This window comes from Geomonas terrae (genome assembly GCF_004791675.1).
GTDB lineage: Bacteria > Desulfobacterota > Desulfuromonadia > Geobacterales > Geobacteraceae > Geomonas > Geomonas edaphica.
Genome location: NZ_SRSC01000003.1, coordinates 722,329 through 748,065 on the forward strand (window position 1 = coordinate 722,329; position 25,737 = coordinate 748,065).

Annotated in this window: 19 protein-coding genes and 1 tRNA gene; 15 read left to right on the plus strand and 5 right to left on the minus strand. The window is 51.0% G+C overall.

The window, feature by feature from the left end:
* Positions 1-50: 50 nt before the first annotated feature.
* From E4633_RS14985 to E4633_RS15000, 4 genes are all read right to left on the minus strand, one after another.
* Complete coding sequence (locus E4633_RS14985) at positions 51-665, minus strand: HAD family hydrolase (RefSeq protein ID WP_162605003.1); 615 nt, start codon at positions 663-665, stop codon at positions 51-53.
* A complete protein-coding gene (locus tag E4633_RS14990) occupies positions 662-1,822 on the minus strand; it encodes a class I SAM-dependent methyltransferase (RefSeq protein ID WP_135871362.1) in 1,161 nt (386 codons plus the stop codon). Before E4633_RS14990 ends, E4633_RS14985 begins: the two co-directional genes overlap by 4 nt.
* Before the next feature lie 79 nt (positions 1,823-1,901).
* The gene (locus E4633_RS14995; RefSeq protein ID WP_135871364.1) at positions 1,902-2,903 is read right to left on the minus strand and encodes a helix-turn-helix transcriptional regulator; all 1,002 of its coding nucleotides are present in this window, start codon (positions 2,901-2,903) and stop codon (positions 1,902-1,904) included.
* The gene (locus tag E4633_RS15000; protein ID WP_135871366.1) at positions 2,900-4,330 is read right to left on the minus strand and encodes a DEAD/DEAH box helicase; all 1,431 of its coding nucleotides are present in this window, start codon (positions 4,328-4,330) and stop codon (positions 2,900-2,902) included. The genes E4633_RS14995 and E4633_RS15000 overlap by 4 nt, the downstream gene beginning before the upstream one ends.
* 260 nt (positions 4,331-4,590) lie before the next feature.
* Here E4633_RS15000 and trmB point away from each other — a divergent pair, with 260 nt between their 5' ends.
* Entirely contained in the window at positions 4,591-5,214 is a 624-nt protein-coding gene (gene trmB / locus E4633_RS15005; RefSeq protein WP_135871368.1) for a tRNA (guanosine(46)-N7)-methyltransferase TrmB, read from the plus strand.
* 74 nt (positions 5,215-5,288) lie between these two features.
* Here the strand turns inward: trmB and E4633_RS15010 are convergent, their stop codons facing one another.
* Positions 5,289-8,249: an NAD-glutamate dehydrogenase domain-containing protein gene (locus tag E4633_RS15010; RefSeq protein WP_135871370.1), complete on the minus strand. Its 2,961-nt coding sequence runs from the start codon at positions 8,247-8,249 to the stop codon at positions 5,289-5,291.
* A 255-nt stretch (positions 8,250-8,504) separates the two neighbouring features.
* Here E4633_RS15010 and truD point away from each other — a divergent pair, with 255 nt between their 5' ends.
* The 14 genes from truD (at position 8,505) to E4633_RS15080 (ending at position 25,734) form a co-directional block, all read left to right on the plus strand.
* A complete protein-coding gene (gene truD, locus E4633_RS15015) occupies positions 8,505-9,701 on the plus strand; it encodes a tRNA pseudouridine(13) synthase TruD (protein WP_135871372.1) in 1,197 nt (398 codons plus the stop codon).
* A gap of 33 nt (positions 9,702-9,734) precedes the next feature.
* Positions 9,735-10,577: a 4-(cytidine 5'-diphospho)-2-C-methyl-D-erythritol kinase gene (gene ispE / locus E4633_RS15020; protein ID WP_135871374.1), complete on the plus strand. Its 843-nt coding sequence runs from the start codon at positions 9,735-9,737 to the stop codon at positions 10,575-10,577.
* A 13-nt stretch (positions 10,578-10,590) separates the two neighbouring features.
* Positions 10,591-10,665, plus strand: a tRNA-Gln gene (locus tag E4633_RS15025).
* An 84-nt stretch (positions 10,666-10,749) separates the two neighbouring features.
* The gene (locus E4633_RS15030; protein WP_135871376.1) at positions 10,750-12,054 is read left to right on the plus strand and encodes a site-specific integrase; all 1,305 of its coding nucleotides are present in this window, start codon (positions 10,750-10,752) and stop codon (positions 12,052-12,054) included.
* Positions 12,055-12,725: 671 nt separating this feature from the next.
* Positions 12,726-13,679 carry a hypothetical protein gene (locus E4633_RS15035; protein ID WP_135871378.1) on the plus strand — a complete coding sequence of 318 codons (954 nt, stop codon included), beginning with the start codon at positions 12,726-12,728 and terminating at the stop codon, positions 13,677-13,679.
* A 254-nt stretch (positions 13,680-13,933) separates the two neighbouring features.
* Positions 13,934-14,479 (plus strand): hypothetical protein, encoded by a 546-nt coding sequence (locus tag E4633_RS15040; RefSeq protein WP_135871381.1) that lies wholly within the window; start codon positions 13,934-13,936, stop codon positions 14,477-14,479.
* 81 nt (positions 14,480-14,560) lie between these two features.
* On the plus strand, positions 14,561-14,959 hold the full coding sequence (locus tag E4633_RS15045; protein ID WP_162605004.1) for a BRO family protein: 399 nt from the start codon (positions 14,561-14,563) through the stop codon (positions 14,957-14,959).
* Between the two features lie 4 nt (positions 14,960-14,963).
* Positions 14,964-16,322 (plus strand): DNA primase family protein, encoded by a 1,359-nt coding sequence (locus tag E4633_RS15050; protein ID WP_135871385.1) that lies wholly within the window; start codon positions 14,964-14,966, stop codon positions 16,320-16,322.
* A gap of 335 nt (positions 16,323-16,657) precedes the next feature.
* Positions 16,658-17,233 (plus strand): thermonuclease family protein, encoded by a 576-nt coding sequence (locus E4633_RS15055; protein ID WP_246038158.1) that lies wholly within the window; start codon positions 16,658-16,660, stop codon positions 17,231-17,233.
* Entirely contained in the window at positions 17,220-19,712 is a 2,493-nt protein-coding gene (locus tag E4633_RS15060) for a DEAD/DEAH box helicase family protein (protein ID WP_135871387.1), read from the plus strand. The genes E4633_RS15055 and E4633_RS15060 overlap by 14 nt, the downstream gene beginning before the upstream one ends.
* Before the next feature lie 15 nt (positions 19,713-19,727).
* Positions 19,728-20,756, plus strand: a complete 1,029-nt coding sequence (locus tag E4633_RS15065) for a DUF3427 domain-containing protein (protein WP_135871389.1) — start codon at positions 19,728-19,730, stop codon at positions 20,754-20,756.
* Between the two features lie 26 nt (positions 20,757-20,782).
* Positions 20,783-22,012, plus strand: coding sequence for an EVE domain-containing protein (locus E4633_RS15070; protein WP_135871391.1), 1,230 nt, complete (start codon positions 20,783-20,785; stop codon positions 22,010-22,012).
* An 85-nt stretch (positions 22,013-22,097) separates the two neighbouring features.
* Positions 22,098-23,069: a Hachiman antiphage defense system protein HamA gene (locus E4633_RS15075; protein ID WP_135871392.1), complete on the plus strand. Its 972-nt coding sequence runs from the start codon at positions 22,098-22,100 to the stop codon at positions 23,067-23,069.
* 7 nt (positions 23,070-23,076) lie between these two features.
* Positions 23,077-25,734: a DEAD/DEAH box helicase gene (locus E4633_RS15080; RefSeq protein WP_162605005.1), complete on the plus strand. Its 2,658-nt coding sequence runs from the start codon at positions 23,077-23,079 to the stop codon at positions 25,732-25,734.
* Positions 25,735-25,737 lie beyond the last annotated feature (3 nt).

The following is a 25,737-nucleotide window of genomic DNA, read 5'->3' on the forward strand; positions in this document are numbered from 1 at the left end:
CGATGGAGCACAGGTGACATAGGTGCGTCCCTGTCTCGCAGTCTGGTGTATCAGTGTACCAGATCTGCCAGTGTCAGCAGCTCTTCTGTGGTTCTTGTTTCAAGGACGGCGCACCCTAATGTCTTGGGGACGGCAAGATCGACGTCATAGCGGTCACCGACAAAGAGCGTCTCGGAAGGAAGGCAGCCGATTTGGGAAAGGATGTCGGTGATGATGGCGCGGTCCGGCTTCGGGATCCAGTAATCCTCGATGGTGAAGACCCGGTCCATCAGGCCGGTGATGCCGATCCGTTCCATGATGCGCCCGGAAAGGTCACGGTTGTTGTTGGTGTAGAGGTGCAGCCGGTAACGCTTTTTGAGTGCGCGCAAAAGTTCCTGTACGCGCGGGTCGGGCTTTAGCAGCGTTTCCGGTGTGCAATTGGCGGCGAAGCGGCGGTGCAGCTCCTTCAAGGTCCCCCCGAGGGCGACCACGGCGCGGCTCAGGGTGCCGCCTTCCTGGTCCTGCTCGCGTGTCTGCTGCAGCAGCTTTTCCGCCTCTTCGGGCGGGACTCCCTTGAGGTCGGCCACGTAGTTGATGGCGCTTTGGTTCACCTGCTCACCCAGGCGCTCCTCCTGGTACAGGGTCCCGTCGAGGTCGAAGACGATCGCCTTGAGCGCGGTGGTCACAGCCCCATGCCCCATTTCCTCATGCAAAGAAGCTGCGGCTTCTCAACCCCCTTTGCCTGGATGAGGACCTTGAAGGTATCTCCCATCCCCCCCTCCGGGAGCATGAGTTTCTTGATGGCGAGACGGTGCTTCAGGCTTTCCTGCTCGTCCTTCGCCTTGGCCTCGAGTTTCATCAGCTCCTCGATGAGCCCGACGCCGAGCAGGAAGCGGTACTGTTCGCCGTACCAGGCGCTTGCAAGACCCGCCTCGTTCCCCGCCTCGATGAGGGCGCTGAAGTTGATGTGGGTGGTGATGTCCTGCTCGCCGACCTGGCGGTACGGGTCCTCGTTGGTGGAGTGCTTGTAGTAGCAGAGCAGGGTGCCGTTACGCCGCTGCGGCGTGTAGAGTTCTTCGGCTAGATAGCCGTAGTCGACGGTGAGCACGAAGCCGCGTTCCAGTGCCTTCGCGGCGGAGGCGATCCAGGCGGGCGCGGCAAGGTTAATCTCGGCCCGCTGTCCAGGCATGAGCCTCACTTCGAACCGCCGCAGGTAGTTTTCCAGTTCGGCGGTGGACGGTGCGAGGAGCTTTTCGCGGAACCCCTCCCCGTCGGCCGAAACGAAGATCTCCTTGAGGCCCGACTCCGTCATCTCGACGAGGTGCACCGGCATGGCGTCGAAGAGCTCGTTGGAGATGATGCAACCGGTGAAGGAAAGCTCGCCCTTAGCAAGCTCCTCCGGGGTGCTCCAGGCGAGATGCTCCGCATGGCGCTCAAGACGCGAGGCCTGTGCCTCCTTGAGGGAAGGCTCCTTCTCGATGAGGCGGTAGGTCAGTGCGGCGTAGAGTGCCGGGTTTTCCTCGGCGGCGGCGTCGAGGATGTCCTGGGCCAGTTGCCCCCCGCCGGCGCCCGCCTCGGCCACGGTGAAGGAGGCGGGGGTGCCGAGCAGTTCGAAGAACCTTCCGATCTCGCGCGCGATGAGGCGGCCGAAGGCGCTGTGGACGTTCATGCTGGTGTAGAAGTCCCCCTCGGCGCCCACCTTGCGTCCCGGCGAGGTGTAGTAGCCGAGGTCCGGCTCGTAAAGAGCGGACTCCATGAATGAAGCGAAGGTGATGTCACCGCGGGTGCGGATACGTTTGAGGATGAGTTCGGCGAGTTTGGTCGTTGCAGCGGCGTCAGCCATCAAAAGCCCTCCTGAATCTGAAGGTCTTTTTATATACGGAACGAAAATGCTTGTCAACGCGGGAGGGGGAGGGGGTGAATCAGGCACCGCGGTAGAGGAGGGCGGTGGCTTGCGCCATGCCTGCCAGCTCTTCCCGAAGTTCGGCAGGTGAGATGAGTTCGGCGTGCGCGCCGTAAGAGAGAAGCCAGGAGAGAATCTCCATCTTGCCGCCGGCATGAAAGCTAAGGAGGATCGATCCGTCCGCCTGCTCATCGATCTTCTGCGAGGAGTGCCAGATGCGGTCCTTTATCGCGTGGGCGATGGAGGCGGAGAAGCGGACCACCACGTCCATGGGAGACTCTGCCACGATGCCGAAGGCCTCGCCAAGCGCCTGTCCGGGGCGGTACCCCTCCGGGATCTCGAAGCGCTCCTTCAGCGTTTCGACGCCGCAGATGCGCTCGATGGCGAAGGTGCGCAGCGCATCGCGCTGCTGCGCGTACCCCATAAGATAGATGCCCCCCTTCTGGAAGAGCAGGGTGTACGGATCGACCTTGTAGTCGGAAGGCTCGGCGCGACCGGGGGAGCGGTAGGAGATGACGATGCTCTGCTGGTAGAGGAGGGCGTTGCGGATCTCTCTTAGGTGGTGGGCGCAGCGCGAGTAGTCCCGCTTCCCCTGTAAAAGGGGGAGCGAGACCTCGGCGATGCGTTCCATGTGGGCGGCAAGGCGCGGCGGCAGCACCGAGTTCACCTTGCCGAAGACGCTCTGCATGTCTTCCATGAAGGGGGTTCCCTTCAATGGGTCTAGTTGTGAGCGGAGCAGGGACAGGGTCATCAGCTCCTGGAGCGTGAAGCTGATCGGGGGGACGTCCTTGAAGCGGGTCAGGAACCGGTACACCTTCTCGCCGTCCTGCCAGTCGGAGATGAGCGGATAGCCCGCCTCCTGTATGGCGACCAGATCGCGGTGGATGGTGCGCTTGTTGACGCCGGCCTCCTCGGCGAGTTCGGCGACGGAGATGCCGTGGCGCGCCTCGATGAGCCGGATCACGTCGTGGACCCTTCCTGCCTGGGAGTATTTGCGCGGCGGACGTCCCTTTCCGGTCACGGCTGCTCGGGCTGCTGTTCCGTGGTCTTCGCCTTCGGCTTGCGGCGACGGCGCTTCTTTTTCGCCGCTGCATCCCCCGTAACGGCTGCCTCACCTGACGGCGCTTTCTCCTCCGCGGCGGGCTTGGCCACCTTCTGCTCCGGTTTCTCCTTGTCGGAACCGGACCTGCCCCTGCCGCGGGACTCTCCGCGCCCGGGCTTACCCCCGCGCTCGCCGGACTTGCCGCCACGGCCGCCGGGCTTGTCATCGGTGCGGCGCGGAGGCCTGGCCGTCCTCTTGTAGTCGTGGACGAACATGTCGTCCTCGGCCCACTCGGTGGGGATCTTCTGCTTGATGAACTCCTGGATCGCCTCGATGAAGAAGGCGCCGTCCTCGTCCGCCAGCGAAATGGCCATCCCCTCGGCGCCTGCGCGTGCGGTGCGCCCGATGCGGTGCACGTAGTCCTCGCAGTCCTGCGGCAGGTCGTAGTTGATGACGTGGGAGACACCTTCGATGTGGATGCCGCGGGAGGCGACGTCGGTGGCGATCATGATCGGGAGGAGGCCCGCCTTGAAGTCGGAAAGGATCTTCATGCGCTTTCGCTGTTCGACGTCTCCCGAGATGACCCGGCAGGGGAACTCGTTGGCGTTGAGGCGATCCTGCAGGTACTCGGCTTCGCGCTTCGTGTTCACGAAGATCATGGTCCGGTCCATCCCCTTCTTCCTGAGCAGCCCCAGAAGCAGCGGGAACTTTTCCTTGCGGGATACGTGATAGAGCACCTGCTCGACGCGCTCGGCGGTCATCTGCTCGGGGGTCACAGAGACCTTCTCCGGCATGTTCATGAACTCGTAGGCAAGTTCCATCACGCGGGTGTTGAGCGTCGCGGAAAAGAGGAGGTTCTGGCGCTTGTCGTAGGAGGGGAGCCTTCTAAGGATGAAGCGGAGGTCCGCGATGAACCCCATGTCGAACATGCGATCCGCCTCGTCGATGACGAGCGCCTCGACGTCCTTCAGGGAGTAGACCTTCTGCTTCAGGTAGTCGATGAGGCGGCCCGGCGTGCCGATGACGATGTCGGCGCCGGCCTTCAGCGCGTCGCGCTGCTTCATGTAGTCGACGCCGCCGTAGATCGCCTGGATGTTGAAGCCGGTGTGCTTACCCAGCGTCTGGGCGTCCTTTTCGATCTGCACAACCAGTTCGCGGGTGGGGGCGAGGATCAGGGCGCGGGGATGATGCTCGGCGCCGGTTTTCTGCTGGTTTAGCAGGCGGGTGAAGATGGAGATGAGGAAGGTGGCGGTCTTGCCGGTGCCCGTCTGGGCCTGTCCCGCTACGTCCTTGCCCGAGAGGGCAAGCGGCAGCGCCTTTTCCTGGATCGGTGTGCAGTCTGTGAAGCCGGTCTCCTCGATCCCCTTCAGGACCACTTCCGGCAGGTGCAGCTCGGTAAATTTCATGCTGTTGTTTTCCTTTTTTTGCCTTATTTCAACCGCATATAATTAACATGCCGTGGAAAAAATGGCAAGGAAAGCGTCGGAAAACTGTGAGAGACCGGGTTTGGCTTGCAGTGGGACGCTGAGCCTAACCTGATTGTGTGCCACGCGAGGTAGGAAAAACATGCCGGCCTTTCCCTATGGTTGTCTTTGCACCTTTGCGTCTTTGCGTGACAGCGCTTTTTGTGCTATGTTCCCGGCGACAAAATACGCAAGAGGTACCGATGACGCAATCCTTCATCCACATCGACTCCCCCAACTACCTGAAACTCGAAGATCTCCCGAACCCGCCCAACTGGCCGGGCATCTTCGGCAACGACAACAAGCTGGCCCTGGAAATCGGCTGCGGCGTGGGGGACTTCATGCTGAAGACCGCGCTGGATAAGCCCGACACCAACTTCATTGCCATCGATTTCTACAACAAGGGGTGCGACAAGACCTGCCGCCGCATGGACCGCCACGGGGTCACCAACGTACGCGTGGTGCGTGACGAGGCCCGTGCCTTCGTCACCGAGCGCATCCCCAAGGGGAGTCTCTCCGCGGTCTACATCAACTGCCCCGATCCCTGGCCCAAGAAGCGCCACCGCAAGCGGCGCCTGGTGAACCGCGAGTTCATCGAATTCCTGCTCGACTACATGGTGCCGGGAGCCGACTTCTACTTCGCCACCGACTTCGACGACTATGGCCTCGACGTCGCCAACGCGCTCCCGGAGATCGCCGCGCTTGAGAACCAGTTCGCCCCCGATCTCTACCGCCACGAGTTCCCCGAGTACCACCTCTCCAAATACATGCGTAAATTCATGGCCGAGGGGAAGCAGATCTACTTCATGCACTACAAGGTCAAGTAGTACGCCTGCTCAGAACGCGAAGAGGGGGACCCAGCAACAGGGCCCCCCTCTTCGTATTTAATGCATCAAAGCTCCTACCCTACCATCCGCGCCAGGTGCCCCTTTAGCGTTGCTTCGAAATCCGCCTCGCGGTCGCCGTGGTAGACAAGCGACGAGCCGATCTCGGCGGCTAAGATGGCGAACAGGTACTTCTGCGGCAGGCGCGAGATCCTCTTCGCGTACCTAGGTTCCTCCCGGAGCATCCTGGGGAGGTGGGAGAGGATCGCCTTTTTGTAGATGGGCTGCATGCAAAGCTGCGGGCGCTTCTGGAAGAAACGGTAGATGGTGGCGTAATGCTCGTTTATCTCGCCGCTTAGCGCGTCGGAGATCTCGGTGCACAAAAGCCCGGGCTGCTCGCGGTGCCGCTTGAGGATCAGCTTCGCCTCGTCCGCCGCCCGCTGCTCGAGGATCTCCAGGACGTCCTGCACGTAACGCTCCTTGTGTGCCAGGAACTCGGCCTCGCTCAAAAGCAGGTTAGCGATGATCTCGTAGGAGGACGAGATCACCCCGCACTTGTTGGCGGAGGCGTCGCGCATGATGATGACCCCCTTCTTCTGCAACTGAACGCGCGCCTCGGGGGTGATGAACGAGTTGGCTCCCTCGACGATGGCCCCAGCTGACGGGGCGCCGCTCGGCAGGAAGTAGTTCTGCCAGTTGTCCTTGTCGATGGTTTCGGGACGTCCCCCCGCCGGGATGAAGAGGTCGGTCTTCACGGTGAAGGGGAGGCTTGCGTACACCCTCGAGAACTCGTCGGTTGAGATCCACTCCTCGCGCAGCCCGTCGTTTGTCTGCGAAACCTTGCGGTAAAGCTCGCGCAAACCTTCGCGCCGGCTGCCGCTTCGGTAGAGCAGGAAGCCGCCCGGGTGCAGCGCCTGCGGATCAAAGGCGTCCAGGTCCTGCTTCAAAAGGATCCGCGAGAGCTCATGGCGGTCCGCGCCGTCGGGATCGCACAGGGCGGCGGTGCCGTCCAGGATGAGCTTTATAGCCACGTTGGGTGTGCGCTCCAGCATGATGCGCATGGCGTTTCCCGCCACGTCGCCGTTCGGGCCGCCGGTGAACTTCACGCTGAAACGGTCGCGATAGATGTCGGTGCCGAGCTCCGCCATGGTAATCTCGGCGAACTTCACCACACCGGTTGACGTGACGCCGTATTCCTTGTGGTTTATCCCGACCTCCTTGCTCGACATGATGCCGATCCCGAGGATGTAGCCGCGCCGCTTGGACAGGCGGGCGATGTTCTCGATCATGGAGTCGTGCATGTTCTCATCCGGGCCCAGTTCGATCGGCTCGTCCTCGCGGTAGTAGTCGACCACCGCAGGGGAGCGGGCGATCCCGTGGTCGGTTACGAAGATGTCCAGGAAGGCGTGGGTCACGCCGTGCTGCAGCTTGTAAAGACGCCACGTCTCCATCTGGCGCTCGCTTCCCCTCTGGAGGTCGGAGGCGTCGAGGATGAGGACGAGTTTCGATCCCCCTTCGTAGATGTCCTTGTTCTTTAGGTGCTGGGTGTGGGCGAGGACGAAGTTCTCGCGGAATATGGTGTTCGCGTTGGTGATGAAATCGTCGCCGTTTCTAGCGATGACCGTGCGCCAGCCGCCGCGGGCGATGTCGGAGAAGCCTATGTGGTAGCCGAAACCATAGCGGCTGAAGAAGAAGGTCACCCGGAATGGGGTCGCCTGCGGCAGGTCGCCGGTGAAGGCCGCCCCGAGCTCGGTCAGGTAGGTGGGGGAGAGGCGGAAGGCGATCGCCTGCTTCTCGAGGACGAAGAAGTTGGTCTTCAGCGTGTGGGTGATGAAGATGAGGCAGCAGCGATAGATGGCGCGCCGCACCTCGTCCAGGTAGCGATGCCCGGTGTTGTAATCGTTCACCGCCTGCAGTGTCTCCTGGAGCGTGGAGCCGTAGATCTGGCTGCTCTCTGTGATGGCCGGGTCGAAACGGGCCTTGAAGAGCTTCACCATTTGCAGCGACATCTCCGGGTGCGCATGGAAGGCGCTCTGCACGTCGTCCAGGCCAAAACGGTCCGGCTGGTTGTGGGCGAGGTTCGTGTGGCAAAAGGCGATGAAGGCGTTGACGAGGGAGGCTTCCTCGCCGGTCATGAGCCCCGCGGTCACGAACTCGCGGTAGGTGTAGCTCTTCGTCGAGACGATCTGGGTGTTGTAAAGCTCCTGCTGCAGCTTGCGAAAAAGCTCCGATCCCGGCTCCAGGGTCTCACCGGAGCGCCGGTTCACGAGGAAGGTTCCCAGGAAATAGGGGTGGACGCCGTTCGATATGGTGAGGCAGTAGGCGCGGTTCACACCAAGGTCGAGCCGGTTGAACACCTCCATGAGCTGCAGGAGGAATTCCTTCTGGGGCGGGTTCGCCACCGCGAAGTGCACCCGCGATATCTTCACGTCCGGGGTCGACTCGACGTACAGGTACAGGCCACCGCTTCTGGTCGCCTTTTGCTGTAATTGCAGCACCTGGGCCACGCGCAGGGGAGAAGATATCCTCACGTAGTTCTCGTTGTTTAGCCAGAGTATCTTCAGGAGCCGGTCGAACTCCTTCATGTCGAACTCGGGATAGCTGCGGCGCAGTTGTGCCGCCACCTTGCGGGTGAGGGACGGGGGAAGCTGCACCTCTCGCCACGCCTTGATGTCGTCGTTCGCCTTGCGGTCGAACTCGAAACGCTGGATCTCGAGCGCCTGCGTCATCTCGGGCATCGGGCCGTCGGAGTGGGTGATCATGGCATAGGAGATCTCCCGGTCCTGGAAATGACGCAGCGAGTCGTAGAGCGACCCCGGCTCGTTGACCCGGGCAAGAATCAGGCTCTTGTCACGGTCGGCCAGGATCAGGCGCCGGTTGGTTTTCAGGGAACGGAGCTCACGCTCAAGGAGCTCCAGCGCCTCAGGCTCGTCCTGCATCGAGTTGAAGAAGAATGGTGTGATCTGCTCTTTGAGCCATTTGCGGTTCTCAATAAGCTCATTGGCCCTGATCGTTCTGGCATTGGCCTTGCTGCTCATGCTTCATTCCCCTTTGAATGAGATATAAGAGATATGCGTCACAAGTATATCAGCGGGTAAAACGTTTGCTCGACCTTTTTACCGACTCCGGGTGTGGCTTATTGCTTCCACCGCAGCCTGGTAGTTATTCTCGATAAAGTCGCACCTTGGAGGCGCCGGCGCTCGCTTCACGAACCGAGTGCTACGAAAGCAGTTGAAACAGGTATCTCTACTGGGTATGATGCTGCGGTTGATAAAACGCTGGACGGAGGGGTAGTGCAGAGATATCTGACCGCAGAGGTGCCGGGAACGGGCGGCATCATCAAGAACAGCCCGGAAGACTTCATCGTGGAGGAGGTCCCGGCCTATCAGCCGAGCGGGCAGGGGGAACACTGCTTCGCCACCGTTGAAAAGCGTGGCATCACCACCCTCGAGGCCGTGCGCCGCCTCTCGAAGGCCCTCGGCGTGCAGGAACGCGACATCGGCTACGCCGGCATGAAGGACGCCGTAGGCATAACCAGGCAGGCCATCTCCATCCCGCGCGTCGCCCCGGAGAAGGTTCTCGCCCTCGACATCCCCGGTATCAAGGTGCTCGCTGCGGTGAAACACGGCAACAAGTTGCGCCTTGGGCACCTGAAGGGGAACCGGTTCGAAATAAGGGTACGCGACGTGGCCCTGGGGGCGCTGACAAACGCCGAGGCAGCCTTGAAGGTGCTTGTCGGGCGCGGGGTTCCCAACCGTTTCGGCGCACAACGCTACGGCGTGCAGGGAAACACCCATGACATCGGCGCCGCCATGCTGCGGCGAGATTTCAAGGCCGCCATCGACATCCTGATCGGGGACCCTGAACAGGTGAGCGACGAGCGTTGGCGCGAGGCGATAAGCGCCTACCGTGCCGGCGACCTGGCCGGGAGCCTCGCGCTCTACCCCGGCCACTTCCGCGTTGAGCGGGAGCTCCTCTCACGTCTGCTGCAGCGCCCGGACGCCTTTGAACGGGCTTTCCATGCGGTGCAGCCGCGCATGAAGCGTCTTTACCTCTCCGCCTTCCAGTCCTCGCTGTTCGACGCAGTTTTGGAACAGCGGCTCGAGACCTTCGACCGGGTCGAGGTGGGGGACGTCGCTTTCAAGCACGAAAACGGTGCCTGCTTCCTCGTTCAGGATGCCGCTGTCGAGGCGCCGCGCGCACTCTCTTTCGAGATCTCCCCCACCGGCCCCATGTTCGGGTGCACCATGATGGAGGCGCAGGGACTCCAGGGGGACCTCGAAGCCCGGATCCTGGCGGGGGAGGGTCTCACTCCGGAGAGCTTCAACCTATCCGGCGGCCTGCGCATGGAAGGTGAGCGTCGCCCACTCAGGGTACCGCTCTCCTCGGCTTCGGTGCGTGAGGAAGGAAAAGATCTGCTGTTCGACTTCTCGCTGCCGCGCGGCGCCTACGCGACCTGCGTGCTGAGCGAGGTTATGAAGGACCACTAAAGACAAACCCGTACTGGGTGAAGGAGTATTCCTGTGGCAAAACTGCACCTGTTGGCACCAGCCAAGGTGAACTACCGGCTGGACGTGCTGGGGAAGCGGCCGGACGGATACCACGATCTGCGCATGGTGATGCAGCGGGTCGACCTGTGCGACGAGGTCATCATCTCCCTCAACGATGTGCCGGGGATACGCGTTACCTGCGGCAAGAAAGGGGTTCCTGACGGTCCGGGCAATATAGCCTGGCGCGCGGCCGATGCGCTTTTGCAGCTCTCCGATAAGGCCGTGGGGATTGACATTGCCATCAACAAGCGGATTCCCGTTGCGGCCGGACTGGGAGGGGGAAGCAGCGATGCCGCCACCGTACTCATGGGGGTGAACGACCTGCTCGACCTCAATCTTTCCGACGAGCGCCTGATGGAGATCGGCGTGAAGCTTGGGGCCGACGTCCCGTTCTTCATTTTCAAGAAAACAGCGCTCGCCGAAGGGGTCGGGGAAAAGCTGACCGCGATGGAGTCCATGCCTGCTCTCTGGGTGGTGCTGGTGAATCCAGGAATCCATGTTCCTACCGCTTGGGTGTACCAAAATTTGAGGTTGACAACAAAGCAGGCCGACTTTATAATCCGCGGTTCATACAGCAGCGCCGCAGAAGTTGCCGAGCTTCTTTCCAACGACCTTGAGCCGGTCACCTGCGGTAAGCATCCCGTTCTGAACGAATTGAAGGCGATGCTGCTTGAAGCCGGAGCGGCCGGTTCCCTCATGTCGGGAAGCGGCGCCACTGTCTTCGGAATCTTCGAAGAAGAAGCGATCGCCCAGAAGGCCGCGACGGAGATAGCCGCGGCACAAGGTTGGTTCTCCGTAGCTGTGAAAACGATTTAGCAAAACCGAATATTGGGGCGTCGCCAAGCGGTAAGGCAACGGGTTTTGATCCCGTCATTCCCAGGTTCGATCCCTGGCGCCCCAGCCAATACTCTAACTAGCTAGAATTGCTAGAGAAAAACAAGACCTTTTACTCCTGTGTACACAAGTGGTTACACGGAGGTAAGAGGTTTTGTCATATCCAACCCACATAATATGCCGTGAAGGCTTCTTCTACTACAGAATGAAGGTGCCGGTAGACCTGCAGCCACATTTCCCCACCAAGTTTATCACGAAGTCCTTAAAGACTAGGGACCTATCTGTAGCCAAGACCATGTTGGTCAACCTTGAGTATGCGGTAAAGCGAGTTTTCACCCTCTTGCGTACGGGTATTCTCGATGAGGCCATGGCTAAGGAGCTAGTCAAAGAAGTATCTCCCACCAAACAGCCGATAGCAGCATACACACAGGCCTTGGGCAAACCCGCAGGTCCTTGCCTATCCAAGATAATCGAGCAGTACATGCTGGAGAAGCAGTCAGAGTGGACACCTAAGACCAAAATGGAAATGGATGGGGTATTCAAGCTCTTGCTGGATATCCAGATGGATATCGACGTAACGACAATAACGAAGCAGACGATGCTTGACCTAAGATCAAAGCTAATGCGGCTCCCTGCAAATCGGTACAAGCGGTACCCAGACCAGACAATTCAGCAGTTGCTTGAGATGTCAGATATCACCCCCATGAGCACCAAGTCTGTCAACAAGCATATAGGCGGGATGGCGGCATTGCTCCGATATTGCACAGATGAGGGCATAGTCCCAGTAAACAATGCTACCGGATTGAAACTGTCGGAGAAGAAACGAGCAGACGAGGACCGGAGCACCTACAGCGTAGAGGACCTGAAAAGAATAGTTGCTAACCTGCCTTTCGACCAAACCACACCTGAGCGGTACTGGATACCCTTGATAGCCTGCTACTCAGGTATGCGCTTAAATGAAATCTGCCAGTTATACGTAGCGGACGTTCAAGATGTTGATGGCGTATGGTGCTTTAGCGTCAACGACACCAAGGACAAAAGGCTTAAGAACCAAGCCAGTGAAAGGATGGTCCCTATGCACCCGAAGCTACTAAAGCTCGGGATGCTGGAATACGTCGAAAAGTTGCGACGGTCTAAGGCTCCAAGACTATGGATGAACCTTACCTGGATGGACATCCACGGCTACAGTAACGGATTTGGGAAGTGGTATCAGCGGTTTAACAGGGAGTATGTAACGGATGATGCCAAGAAGGTCTTCCACTCGTTTCGACATCTTGTGACAGATACCCTGAAGCAGGCTGGGGTCCAGGATACAGTAATCGCAGAGTTGGTAGGGCACAGCCACGGTAGCCATGCAATGACGATGAGCCGGTATGGTAAGAGGTATCAACCCAAAGTGTTGTTAGAGGCATTGAATCTCATAGATTACGGCGTCGAGATTAGACCCTGGAAGGGGTAGAGGTGTTTGGAGAAGTGATGCTCAATACAGCTAAGATGCTCACGTGACTAAAGCATTGAAAGTCTTGGATAAATGTCAACTTTACAGGGTGATAATAGTTGACGAATGCATCGCCATGTATGAGGTAATTACCGCGCCTTGTCGGTAGTACCAAAGGGAACGTCTGCCAACTCTCGTAAGAGAGCTTTTACTTCATCGGTGGGGGCAAGGGGAGGAGTGCTGTCATCGTGTTGCTAGCAAGGAAGCAGAGAGTATGAAAGGCAAATTCCCACTGGGAAATAGAATGCATAATATAGTACCAGGAGAGTCAAGGGATATGGGGCTTCGGAAAGTAAAAGATAACCGACCCCGGGGTACCTTTTGCGGCATGAGTGGCCAAGTGTTCAGGTGAACAGAAACCGTTTCGGTCACTCAAGATCATTTTGTAAAAGGCACAAAACGATCTTTCGTGATCCGAGCCTAAAAGACTCAAGTATCTGTTGTTGCAAGGGGAATTGTATGATAGAAGTTAAGCGTTTTGCCGCAGAATATGCAACACTTTCAGGTTTGCGGTTGTAAGTGCTTAAATAACTCAATCATTTTGAATAGCGCAAGGGATTGTGAATCCCATGCCTTAACTCGACAGCATGTTTCATGCTTACTGATGTTCAATCAGGCACTAGGTGGTGATAATGGACAGCACTGAAAAACTAGCATATACACAACCAAACTATGACTTAATAGTGAAAAAAGCCTATTGGACTATTAATGAGGCGCTGGTTTATCTTGCTTTTTACTATTTAAGACACAAGTCTTACAAGACAGAACAAGAAGCAGAGGCTGAACGTGTAACTGTAGGAGATAACATTTATCATATAATTCAAACAGGTATCAAAGCCAAAGAGTTGCTACTAGCTGAAACTGTTTATGATTGTGAGAATGATAAACAGTGTGACGAAATAAATATACACAAATCCAAAATCAATCCCATATACTTTGTGGTATGGGCTTTGAAAAACAACATTGATATACCAATAGAGTTTATAAACATACTTTTAGATCTTGGGGGGAAGTTTGATAAACGTAGAGATTTGCATACGCATACTGAATCTGACATAGTATATGACGTTGAAGAAGTTAAGTATCCGATATACAAAGGTGTTGAGTTAGAAGATTTGTCAAAAGAAAAGTTCGATGATATTAAAAAATACTATGGGATGTTGCAGGAAGAAGTGAAAAAATTAAATAAAACAATTGGAATAGCAACCAGGATAGGTTTGTTGTTTTATGAGAATAACTTACCTAAGCCTGCCAATGCACCTATTTTCCGAGAAGCTTATAACAAGGCATTCGATGGTATTCCTATGCGCTTAGTGGAGAGAATATACAATTCCCTGCCGGAAGAATACAAAAGTTACACGGATAGATCAGTTAAACCGGATATAAATGAGGACACCCTTGCATCTATCATTGATGCATCTGTTGCGGCCGGATTGATTCGTAGTAAAGGCGAGTTAGCAAATGTCAAGGAACTTGAGCAGAAACTAATAAACTTTGAGCTTGAGGCATTGCCAACTGAGCATCTAAAAGGGATTTCCGGTGCTTGTAGGCGCCTTTATAAAAAATTTAAAGCAGAAGAAGTCTGATAAAAGGTTAGTGTCTTGGTAGTTAGCGGGGAGGTCTCTTGTGGCCTTCCCGTTTTTTATATCAGATCTGCATGCCGGTATCTTTCCAGCTTTCCACCTACCTCCACCCTACACCACCTTTGCAAAATACTCACCCCACCTTGCACCACCTTTACCCACCTTGTCTTCTGAAATCCCCTGTTAACTCCGGTATGTTCCTGACCACCTAAAGCGGCACGAGCCGCAAATCACATCAATACCAAAAGGAGAAAGACATGGAAACAGAAGTGCATAAGTACACGGTGGCAACTGAGGTAGTGGCTGGAGCGGAGCAGCTGATTCAGGTTCAGGCCGAGGTGCAAGGTGAAGTGGCCGTTGCCCAGGAGGTAATCGTAATAGCCCCTCCCCAATCGGCAGAGCCTGCCGGGAATGTTGATCTGGCGAGGCAAGCGAACATGAAGTCCAAATTCCTGGATACTCTTGCAAATCCGAGGTTCTGGTTGAAGGAGAGCAGGGTCAAGGCTCTTGAGGATGCCTTGGTTGTACCGGTTTTCGATGACAAGTCTTTGCAGCAGTTCTTTAATCATGCCATGGATGATCTGACCACCGAGGCGGCCATAAAATCAAGCAGGGAAGGTAAACCAGCCATTCTGCCGACGGAAGAGGAAGGCAAGGCGGAGGCATGGAGCAGGTTCATTGCCCAGGAAAAAAGGCTTATCACCAAGCAACTCAAGAAGGATGGCACAAAGATCACCGAGCAGATCATTGAGGAAATGCTACAGGCCAAACTGGCCACCTTAACCGATAAGCAGGGGCAGTGAATAACCATCTGAATAGCAAGGGGACCGCAATGGTCCCCTATGTCTAGTTCTCAACCTCTAATCAGAAATAGGAGTTTCGATATGACGACCGGTCTTGAAATAAACGTTACGTTGGGAAAAATATTCGGGGAAACATGGGCACGGGTAAGGACCGTAGAGCATGATGGGCGGGTTATGCACATGGCTCATGACATCTGCGGTATCTTGGGCATCAAAAACGTAACTGTTGCGATCCATGGGGTCGATGGCGCGTACAGGGTTGACCTTGAGAACAGAGACAAGGTGTATGTCCCTGAATGGACAACGAGGAGGAGGGTTCACGTCCTCTCCATCGAAGGGGTTTTTCAACTCATCTTTAACAACACCCGATCTGTCAGGTGCAAGGAGATTAAGAAGTACATTGCCTGCCACCACCTCCCTCGTGTTCGCTTTCTGAAGCTTCATCAGTCCACTGAGCGCGATACGGCGTTACTGAGGTGAAGGCATGGAAAAGACCACAGACATCGGTAATGTCGAAAGATTCGTCACCCTATATGGGGACGTCGCCAAGTATTGCAGTAAGATGAAGTCCTGGTATCTCTGGACGGGGAAGCTCTGGAGGCTAGATGAATCTCAGAAGGTGTTGCTCCTTGCCCTGGAAACCGCAAGGAGTATATCCCAAGAAGCAGCCGCCGAGAAGGACATCAATGAGGCAAGGGAATTAAACGACTGGGCCAAAAAGAGCCTTCAGCGGAATAAGCTTACCAATATGCTTGCCTTAACTCAGCCCCGTCTACCGATTAGCCAAGACGTTCTCGACTCCAACCCTTGGCTGCTCAACGTCCAGAACGGGATTGTTGACCTCAAGACTGGTTCACTGTTGGAGCACAGCCCAATTCACTACATGACGAAAATAGCCCCGGTAGAGTATTCACCCGAGGCGGAGTGTCCATTGTGGGAAGCTACCATAAATACCCTCTTCGCTGGTGATCGTGACCTGCTCCGGTACATACAGAAGGTCATTGGCTATTCTCTTACCGGAGAAACGAGGGAGAAATGCTTCTTTGTCTTGCATGGTAGCGGCGACAATGGCAAGACCCTCTTCATCAATGCAGTTATGAGCCTGTTGGGGGACTATGCCGGATCGACAATGATGGAAACATTCATAGTAAGCTTGCCTGGTGCAGCCAGCAGCGACGTGATGAGGCTTAAAGGGGCAAGGTTAGTAATGGCCTCCGAGGCGGAAAAGCAGTTCGCCCTTGCTGAGTCGAAAATCAAGAGGTTGACTGGAGGGGACAAATACACGGCTTGCTTCAAGTTCAAGGAACCGATCGACTTCTACCCGACGTTCAAAATATTCCTGCTGACTAATCAGATTCCTAGGTTTAATGTTACGGATGTTGCCCTAATGAATCGAATCCACCTGATACCATTTGCTGTTACCATATCAAAGGAGGAGCAAGATAAAGACCTCCTGGACAAACTGAAGCAAGAAGCATCTGGTATCCTGAATTGGGCCATCAGGGGATGTCTGTTATGGCAGCAGGAAGGGCTGAAACCTCCTGCTATAGTAGTAAATGCCCTTGAGGACCACAGGTTAGAGATGGACCCTGTAGCACGATTTTTAGGCGAGTGTTGTGTTATGGAACCCAACAGCAAGGTAGGCGTTGATGCGTTACACAAGGCATACAAGACCTGGGCTGCTGATAATGATCTAGATGCCATCGGTCGCAAAGCGTTCACCGCAACGCTGACATCTCGTGGTTATGTTAAAGCGCGAGAGGGCAGTGGGTACGCTTGGTCTTGTGTCAGGCTGAATGATCAACCAACGGAGGATGCTGCTTCTCCTCAGGTGACAGTGTAGTTATGTACATTATGTAGTTTCCATGTTTAAGTTTATATTTTTATAAGGAATTGGAACTTTAATGTAATGAAAGTACATAACTGCATGGACCATTGTTTTTGCGCGCCAGGAGAACGATTCTCCTCTGTACATTGTTAGTGGAAGACGACGCCCCAGTCCTATCAAGAGGATCGGGGCGTTTCCATTTGTATCGGGTGGACAGCCCAGCAACTCCGCCTGCACAGTAAAAGCCGAACGTGCTTGGTTTTTCACCACAAGGTCATCCATGCGCCGGTATTGAGTGGCGTCCAAACGTTAAATTTGATATATAAGAGCTTTCTTGTGTCGGAGGTGCCGTGAACAATCCTCTTAGGATTTGTCTCATTTTCTTCGTGTTTGCAGTGATCCTGGCTCCTGATTGGGTAAGCGCAAAGCGACCTATCCGCTCGATTGACGGCATGGTCACTAAGGCTTCAGATGGAGACACCATCAGAGTATTGGACCCGCTGGGGACTAAGCTGAGAGTTAGATTGTATGGCATAGATGCCCCCGAAACAGAAAAAGCAAGCAAGCGGACAGGACGAATCAGTAAGGTTGGTCAAGCACACGGTGATGAGGCATGGAAGGCCCTCACTGGTAAGGTATTGGGGCAAAGAGTAAAGCTCGACGTCATGGGTATTGACCGCTACAAAAGGCTGGTCTGCTTAGTCTGGCTCGGAAGCAGGAATGTCAATAAAGAGATGGTAGCTGAAGGGTGGGCTTGGGCTTATCGTCATTACCTCGATACACCTTATGCGTCAGAGTTCATAGCAGTGGAAGAAACTGCACGGCAACAACACCTTGGCCTCTGGAAGACGTATAACCCTCAACCGCCATGGGAATTCAGGCGAGTTACGAGAACGAAAAAAGGAATTGGCAATGACCACTTTTGATTTTTCAGGGATTAAACCACCAAAACAGGAAGTTGCACCTGTAGACCCTATTGAGCTCTTCATCAAGGTAAAAGTAACTGATCCAGCAATAAATGACCTCTGGTTAGCGCAAGGAGATGCTCTGAGAGAGTGGCATAAGAACCGGAGTCGCGGAGATATAGGACTCGTGCTTAATACTGGTGCCGGTAAAACCCTAGTTGGGCTTTTAATGGCACAGTCCCTAGTAAACGAAACAAAAGGGAAGGTGATTTATGTTTGCAGCTCCATTCAACTGGTGGAGCAAACGGCAGGGAAGGCTAAAGGGTATGGGTTGCAGTGTACGACGTACTTCAGAGGAGGGTTCAGCAACGACTTGTACAGTAGGGGAAAGGCCCCTTGTATTACCACCTATCAAGCGGTGTTCCGAGGTGGTTCTAAATTTGCCCGAGAAGATGTCGATGCCGTTATATTTGACGATGCTCATGCCGCTGAACATATTATACGAGATCATTTTTCTCTTAAAATAGACCGAAAAGAAAACGCTGCTCTTTACTCGACTTTGATCGCATTATTCAGGGAGTATTTTTACAATATTGGTAAATCTGGAACTTTTGAAGAGCTAGCAACACCCGGATGCCAAAAGCTTCTCTTCGTACCTCCATTCGAGGTTCATCGTCAGTTTAGTGAAATAGTGAGAGTGCTGACTTCGGCAAAACTGTCAAGCAACATTGAGACTGCTTTCCCTTGGGAGTACCTGCGTGACCGGATTGATCTATGTGCATTTGTTATTTCAGGAGGCAGTCTCACCATAACTCCTCCATTTATTCCAATCAGACAGTTACCTTACTTTCGAAAAGAGGTGAGGCGAATCTACCTCTCAGCAACTTTGGGCGCTCCTGATGCATTTACTAGGACTTTCGGAAAAGTTCCAGAAATTATTATAGCTCCTGAGACAAAAGCTGGGAAATGCGAAAGATTAATTCTCTTTCCATCAAATGTAGATGAAAACGATGTGGCGGTGGCTAAGGAGGCAATCAAAGGTAGGAAAACTTTGATTCTTGTACCGACCCGTAAGCGTTCCAAGCTGTGGGATGACATTGCCTACATTCCCGAACAGGAGAAGGTGACGGAATCAGTAGATATGTTTAAGAAAGATAGTAGCACTCCAAAGCTTGTCCTTGCTGCACGCTATGATGGTGTTGATTTGCCAGGGGATACTTGCCGAGTGATGGTTATTGATGATTTGCCCACTGGTCTCGGGCATCTTGAACGGTATATGTGGGAGAGCCTTAACCTCAATAAAACTCTAAGGTCAACTGTTGCCTCCAGGATCATCCAAAGTTTTGGCAGGATATCCCGAGGACTAAGTGATCATGGTGGGGTTCTAATCACTGGGAAAAAACTGGTGGATTGGCTGCTGACTCCTAAAAACCAAGCTTATCTACCACGATTTCTGACTATGCAGATAATGCTTGGGCAGGAGGTTTCTAAAAACCTGAAGAAGGCAGAAGATGTTGACTCTGCCTTAACAGGGTGTCTTGGCAGGTCAGAAGGATGGCTGAAAGCTTATGAACAGTTTATGAATACCGACGTGGAACTAAATGGTGTGGACTCAGAAGAGGAGTCAGTCGCTATCGCAAGTGCTGAAGTTACTTTTGGAGCCATGATGTGGGATCGTAATTATGCAGGTGCTGCTAAGGTCTTTGCTGAGTCTCTTGAATCGACCTTCGCGGTTTCATCGAATACGGGGGCTTGGCATTCACTGTGGCTGGGAATGGCTTATGAATTAATGGGGGATTCGGAACGGGCAACTGGTATGTACAGCAAAGCTCATCAAGTTCAGAAAAATATTCCACAGATATGCACATTTGCTAAGGCTATGTCCGGTAAGGCTTTCACAGATCAGGTGATCGAGGTAGCAAGTCAGTTTAAAATAAATGAAGAAGGTAAGATTTCTCTTCCCAAAACCATAGCTAGTGATCTATCTGCTCTTGATGGGGCTGGAACAAGTAGCCAAACTGAAGAAGCTCTGAGAGCTCTCGGGCAGTACCTAGGGCTTCAGGCTTTGCGGCCGGATAATGAATGTAATACAGGTCCTGATGTGTTGTGGTTGCTACCGGGATGTCCGGCATTATGCATGGAGGTAAAGACGGATAAGAAGGAAACCTCCAATTATACTAAAGGGGATATCGGCCAAATGAATGACCACTTGCAGTGGGTATATGACAACACGGAGAGTAAAGATGTAAGGTTGCTCTTCGTTGGCCCAATATCACCAGCAACCCATGCCGCCAATCCATCTCAATTTGTTTATGTTTGCCAGCTCGAAGAATTTTTGATTTTGGGTAAAAGGCTCATAGCAGCTTTAGAGGACGTTAAAAATTATGCTTTGCCCCTTACGTTACCACAGTGTGTTCAAGATGTCTTTGCCGCAAGAAATCTGCTATGGCCTGACTGTCTTGGATCATTTAAGGTATATAAACTTAAAGATATCAAATAGCCGAGGGAACAACAAGTGATAGCCAAGCCTGAGCCAAGTGCAAACAGCACCTTGATCCTGTACGAAGACTACGATCGAAAAGATGTTCATGACATTCTTGCCCCTGATGATAGCTTTACTCCCCAAGCTGGAACATGGGGACTTCAGGGGCCGATTGGGTTGAAGGATAGACCAGGGGATTACGCCTTCTTTGTGACCCTGGGAAAGGTCCAGCATACAGGGAAAGTCTATGATGACGGACTTACTGAGCAGGGAGTTTTGGCCTGGGATACCCAGGCTCGTCAGGGGTTTGCGTCGCCTGATGTAAAAAAATGGATACGACATGATTCAGACAGGAATTCGATTTATCTGTTCCTAAGGACGTCGGGAGATAAAAAATACACCTACCTCGGACGGTTACATTACATTACACATGATAAGGATAGAGAAAAGCCGGTTCATTTTAAGTGGCAGATTTTGGATTGGGATATCCCTGAATTAGTAGTGGCAAAGATGGGGCTAACCTTCACAGGCTCGGAATTTATTGAACCTCATAAGCCTAAGGTGCTGAACACCTTGCAGATGTCCTCGCCTCCTAAGCCGTCATCGAGAACGGGAGTTGGAACACCTACATTTAAGGGGAAAAGGGATGTAGATTACTCCCAAAAGGATGCTAAAAATAAGAGGCTTGGAAGACTAGGGGAGCTTTTAGTGATCGAGTATGAAGCCAATACTCTAAGGGGGATTGGCCGTCACGACTTGGCTGACCGTATAAGACATGTCGCAGAAATTGAGGGCGATGGTGTAGGCTATGATGTTGAGTCATATGACGAAAATGGTAATAAAAAGTTTATAGAAGTTAAAACTACAAAGGGGGGCATCTCGACGGCCTTTTTTATTTCAGCCAATGAGGTGGCCTTTGGTGAGTTACATCCTGATAGGTTCTTTATCTATAGGATTTATGAGTACAACGAGGAATGCAACTTTGGTCAATGTTTCATAGTTGAAAATCCAGCCGTTGAGAATTTACGACTCACCCCCGTAAATTACCGGGCTGAGTTTTAACATGTGGTGTAACGGGGAGCAGGCTTGTGAACGATTGGATCTTTCAGGAAAATCCCAAAGACTTTGACATAGACGGTTACCTTAGTGCTTTCGACAGGGTAGCGTGGACTATAAGGCAAAGTCATTATAAAGATCAGATTGAGATCGGTGATCGTGTTTTCTTCTGGAGGTCAAAAGGCGGCCAAAGTGGACCATATGGTGTTGTGGCTGTAGGTAAAATAGCGTCGAAGCCAACAAAAATGTTCGACCATCCTGAGGCACTGCCGTACTGGAGGACTAACCCAGAAGAAGAAGTTGCCTTACGTTGCTGGATCAACGTTACCCACTGTGCAATACGAGAAGGCAAGTTGCTTCCTGCTGAGGTCATAGCATCGGATGATGTCCTTAGAAGTCTCAGGATATTACGGCTCCGACAGAATACGAATTACTTGATAGGGGCAGACGAGAGTAACCGCTTAAATGACCTGTATAATAAGGTGATTGACCACCAGGAATCAAGAGTTTCGTCCTTTTCATGGACAATAGAGAGTGAGGACGTTGCTTGGAAGGTTCTGGACAAATCAGCGTTCATACATTGGGGCACAGGAATACCGATAGCGATCAGATCGTTTTTCATAGAAGGGGAGATGGCACCTGGTGAGAAGAGAAATGTTACGCTGTTGCTCAAAGACTCAGAATACCCGGCCCACATAGACTTGGAAACGCCCTCCACTGGAAGGACACGCCTGTTCTGGAACTCAGAGTTCTCCAAGGCCATGAAATCGTCTTTCCCATATCACTATCAGAAATACAACCAAAATCATGAGCCGGAATCTAAGCTAATTATTAGATTCTACCGTCTCGACGGGTATAAGAAGTATAAGGTGTCTTTTGCGGGAGAGGTGACAGAGGCGAGAGCTGCCAAAGATGTAAATGCTGAGGAAGTGGAAGAGAAAGGCCCAAGACTTGAGGGGGGAGTAAGAGAGTACTTTGGGAAGAGGTATGAACGCGATCCTCGCAACAGGCGGGAGGCCATCAGATATCATGGCTTAGCTTGTAACGTATGCGGGTTTAATTTTGAAGAGGCATACGGTGAACGTGGAACCGGATATATTGAAGTGCATCATCTGAAACCAATCAGTACCTTCGATGAAGTGCAGCATGTGGACCCTAGAACTGACCTGGTAACGCTTTGCTCGAACTGTCATCGGATGGTGCATAGAAAGACAGACTCAATTCTCACTCATCAGGAGCTGCAAAAAATCATAAGACGCTAAGGTTCTTTAAGTTAATAGTGCCCATGTGCATTTGAGGTTGCAAAGGAATGAAGGCACTGTCAATAGAGGAGCAAGTTGACGATTTGTGGAAGAAGATATTCCACATCAAATAAAAAGGGTGGTGTGTGTAAACATGTCTATAGAATGGAATGACTTGATACAGATTAGCCCCGATTGGCATGAAAATACGTTAAAGTGTCATTTTAACGAAGATAGTAACAAGCTAACAATTCGGGCATTTACGCTTAAGTTCTCTGGAACTATAAATGATCTTACGCCTTTAGCCGACTCCTTAAGCCAGATCATCCATAAATATGTGTTCGGTAAAGATTATATAGACAAAACAGGAGATATAAAAGCTTTCTCAGCTGCACAAAAAGTATTTGGAAAGATAAATCCTGTCATTGATGGTAAGTACGGGGAACTGCTGCTATTTGCCTTAGTTGAAGGCATTCTGCGTTGTCCAATGATAGCTAGTAAAATTCCGTCAAGCTTTAGGGACCAAAACAAGGGAGGGGATGGCATTTTCTTGGGGAGATATAAACTCTCAAATGGTAAAGAGATTGACGCTACGCTCATAGGTGAGTCAAAGATATGGGAGGAATTTTCTAGCGCATTAAAAGATTCGTTAGAGTCTATAAATAGATTCAACTATTGTAAGAGCAAAAGCAATTTCATTTTACAAGAACTGATAGTGGCAAAGAAAAATTTGTTCGATAATATCGTTGAGGTGGAATCACTTTATAATTGTCTTACTGTTGGTACACCTGAGTACAATAAAAGGACATTAGTTCATCCAGTTTTGATCATGTATGATACTAGCGCCATAAACAATATCGAGAAAAAAGCATCGGATAATGATGATGCAGAATCAAAAATTACTGATTACATAAAAGAAAGACATGTTAAACATGTTGAATTGATAAATTCGAAATTAAAAGATTATGAAGATCTTGAAAAAGTGTACCTGGATTTTTTTATTATACCAGTTAAGAGTGTAGAACAGTTTAAAAACGCGATGTATTACTGCATACATGGCGTTCAATGGGAAAAGTGAGGTTTTAATGCACAGTTATGCAGAAGTGTATCAGAGTGAAGAGCTTGATAGTTGTATATGCTCATTGTTATATAATTTGTTGTGCAAAAGATATAAGCTGACATTTCAAGAAGTAGAGCTTAAAAGAGTACGTAAATCTGGATGGCTTGCCTCGATTTTGGCAGATAGTTCAGAAGAATCACATAGGCATAAATCGCAAGCCTTTGCAATACTTTTGCACCTGACAGGAAATAATAATCCTGAGTATGATAAGTTGTCCTATGTTATCTTGAGTAGGCTCGGCAATCTCGCAATAACAAGGTTGATTCCGTCTCTTTATTTACCAGATTTGGACAACCAAATCAGATTAGAATTTGGCGATATTTTGAACCTTGAAATAGCTTATGAGCGTTCAAAAAGAACTATAAGTAGTGGTAATTCACAAATATTAACTACCGATTTTCAGCTAAGTCTTTGGCAAAATCTTAAGTCAGATAAAAACATATCTATATCGGCTCCTACCTCATCTGGTAAATCATTCATACTCCAAAGTTATATCAAAGAAGTAATATCACATACTCAAAAATTTCACTGCTTATACATCGTCCCAACAAAAGCCATGTTGTCTGAGGTCAGTAATGACCTCAGAAATGCTCTTGAAGGTGTTAGTGTCAAAACAGCCTACCTTATAGGAGAGGTCATAGAAAATGACTTGGGGGAAAGACTCAATGAATCAGATGATGATAAGATTATTTACATTTTAACACCTGAACGGTGTTTAAAATATCTTGAACATTCCGCAAGTAGCAGTTTTAGGCCAACTATTATTTTTGCTGATGAAATCCAAAATGTAGAAGACGAAAAGGGACGCGGCATTCTCTTTGAATATGTTTATGAGCAATTGGCTCGACAATTCGCAGAGGCTAAGTTTATATCTGCAGGACCTTTTATAGGTGAGGCAAGAACCCTTTTTAATAACATTTTTGGACTTGATTGCACCGTCAGTAAAACACTGCTTGCACCAGTTCTTCAAGTGAAAACAACTGTTAAGAGTACCGCGGACAAAAATGAACTTATTGTATACGCGAAAGAAAGCAAGACTAATACTAGAGCAGTAGTGGCAATGCCAGTTGATTATAATTTGAACTATGAATTGAAACGTAATAAAGGTACAGGTATAGCTAGAGTTATTCATTCATTAGGAAACATCGGCCAAAGTATCGTTTACTGCTCACGCCCTGATTATGCCGAAAGCTGGTGTCTTCGGTATGCGCAATCGGACACTCAAAGTGCTGATTATGATGAAGTATCAGATAACGTGAAGGAACTGATAGAGTATTTGGTAGAAGAAATACATCCCAAGTACCACCTGATAGAATGCTTAAAAAACAAAGCTGCATTTCATCACAGCAAGTTACCAGACGTGGTTCGCAGCGAAATCGAAACATGTTTTAAGCTGGGTCTGATTAACACCATTTATTGTACATCGACATTACTTCAAGGCGTTAATCTACCTGCCAATAATCTTTTTGTTTCATCACCGTATAAAAAGAATATCGCTTTATCCAAGTTCGATTTCGGCAATCTGATAGGAAGGGCTGGTCGAATCCGCGACTCATTGTACGGGACTATATATTGTATAGAGGATAACGAAAACCCTTGGGCTGATTCATATTATGATGTGCCGTATGAAAGGCCTATAAAAAGTGCAACCTTTAAATGCCTAACACACATTGAACCTATAATGAAAAATATTTATTTGGATGCAAATGGAATTAAAGAGAGTAACATCAGGAATATAGTCGTTTATTTGAGACATAAATATATGGAGGAAAGCAGCAATGGTTTTGAACAATTTTTGACTAAAAGAAGTGTTCCTGAAGGTGAGCGTGCTAACATAATTAGTGCTTTGAATGATACTATGTGCGGTATGTGGCTACCAGCTCAAATTTTGAGATTAAATCCTACTGTTGATCCGTTGCTACAGAACAAATTATATAAAGAAATTCTGTCTGATGGTATTGAAAAGTGGGTTGTAAATATAAATAGTAATTTTTATAAAATAATTGGAAAAACAGAATTACATAATTACAAATATGAAGAATACAGCTTTTACTGGCAATTTAACTCGATATGTACAAAATTGGACCTTATATTTGATATTAGTAAAGAGTCATTTTTTAAACATGACATTTCATTGACCATAGAAAGTATTGCATATTATTCTTATAGGTGGCTTCAAAATCGTACTTTAAAAGAAATTATTGACAGTACACTAGACTTCGAATGTTACAAGAAAAGATGTATAAATATAGACAACGATGATGAAATTAACAAATCCATAAACAAAGTAATAAGCATCCACTCCAAAATTGTCACTTATTTGTTGGTGAAATATTTTAAATTATTGTGTGACATTCTCAAGTTCGCTATGAATCATGAGCAGCTGGAAAAGTACAAATTTACTTTGTCTTTGCCAGTCATGCTTGAGTTAGGTACCACTGATCCTTTAGCTATTAGACTAATGTCAGCTGGTGTGCCTCGAAGTGTAGCATTGGCAGTTGTTAAATCTTATAAGGCATGCCGTCGCGAAGAAGACATTCTTGATTGGATTAAGCAACCACAGTGTGCTGATAATCTTAAACCTATATATCTAAGGTATCTCAAACATAATAGGTACATGTAAGAT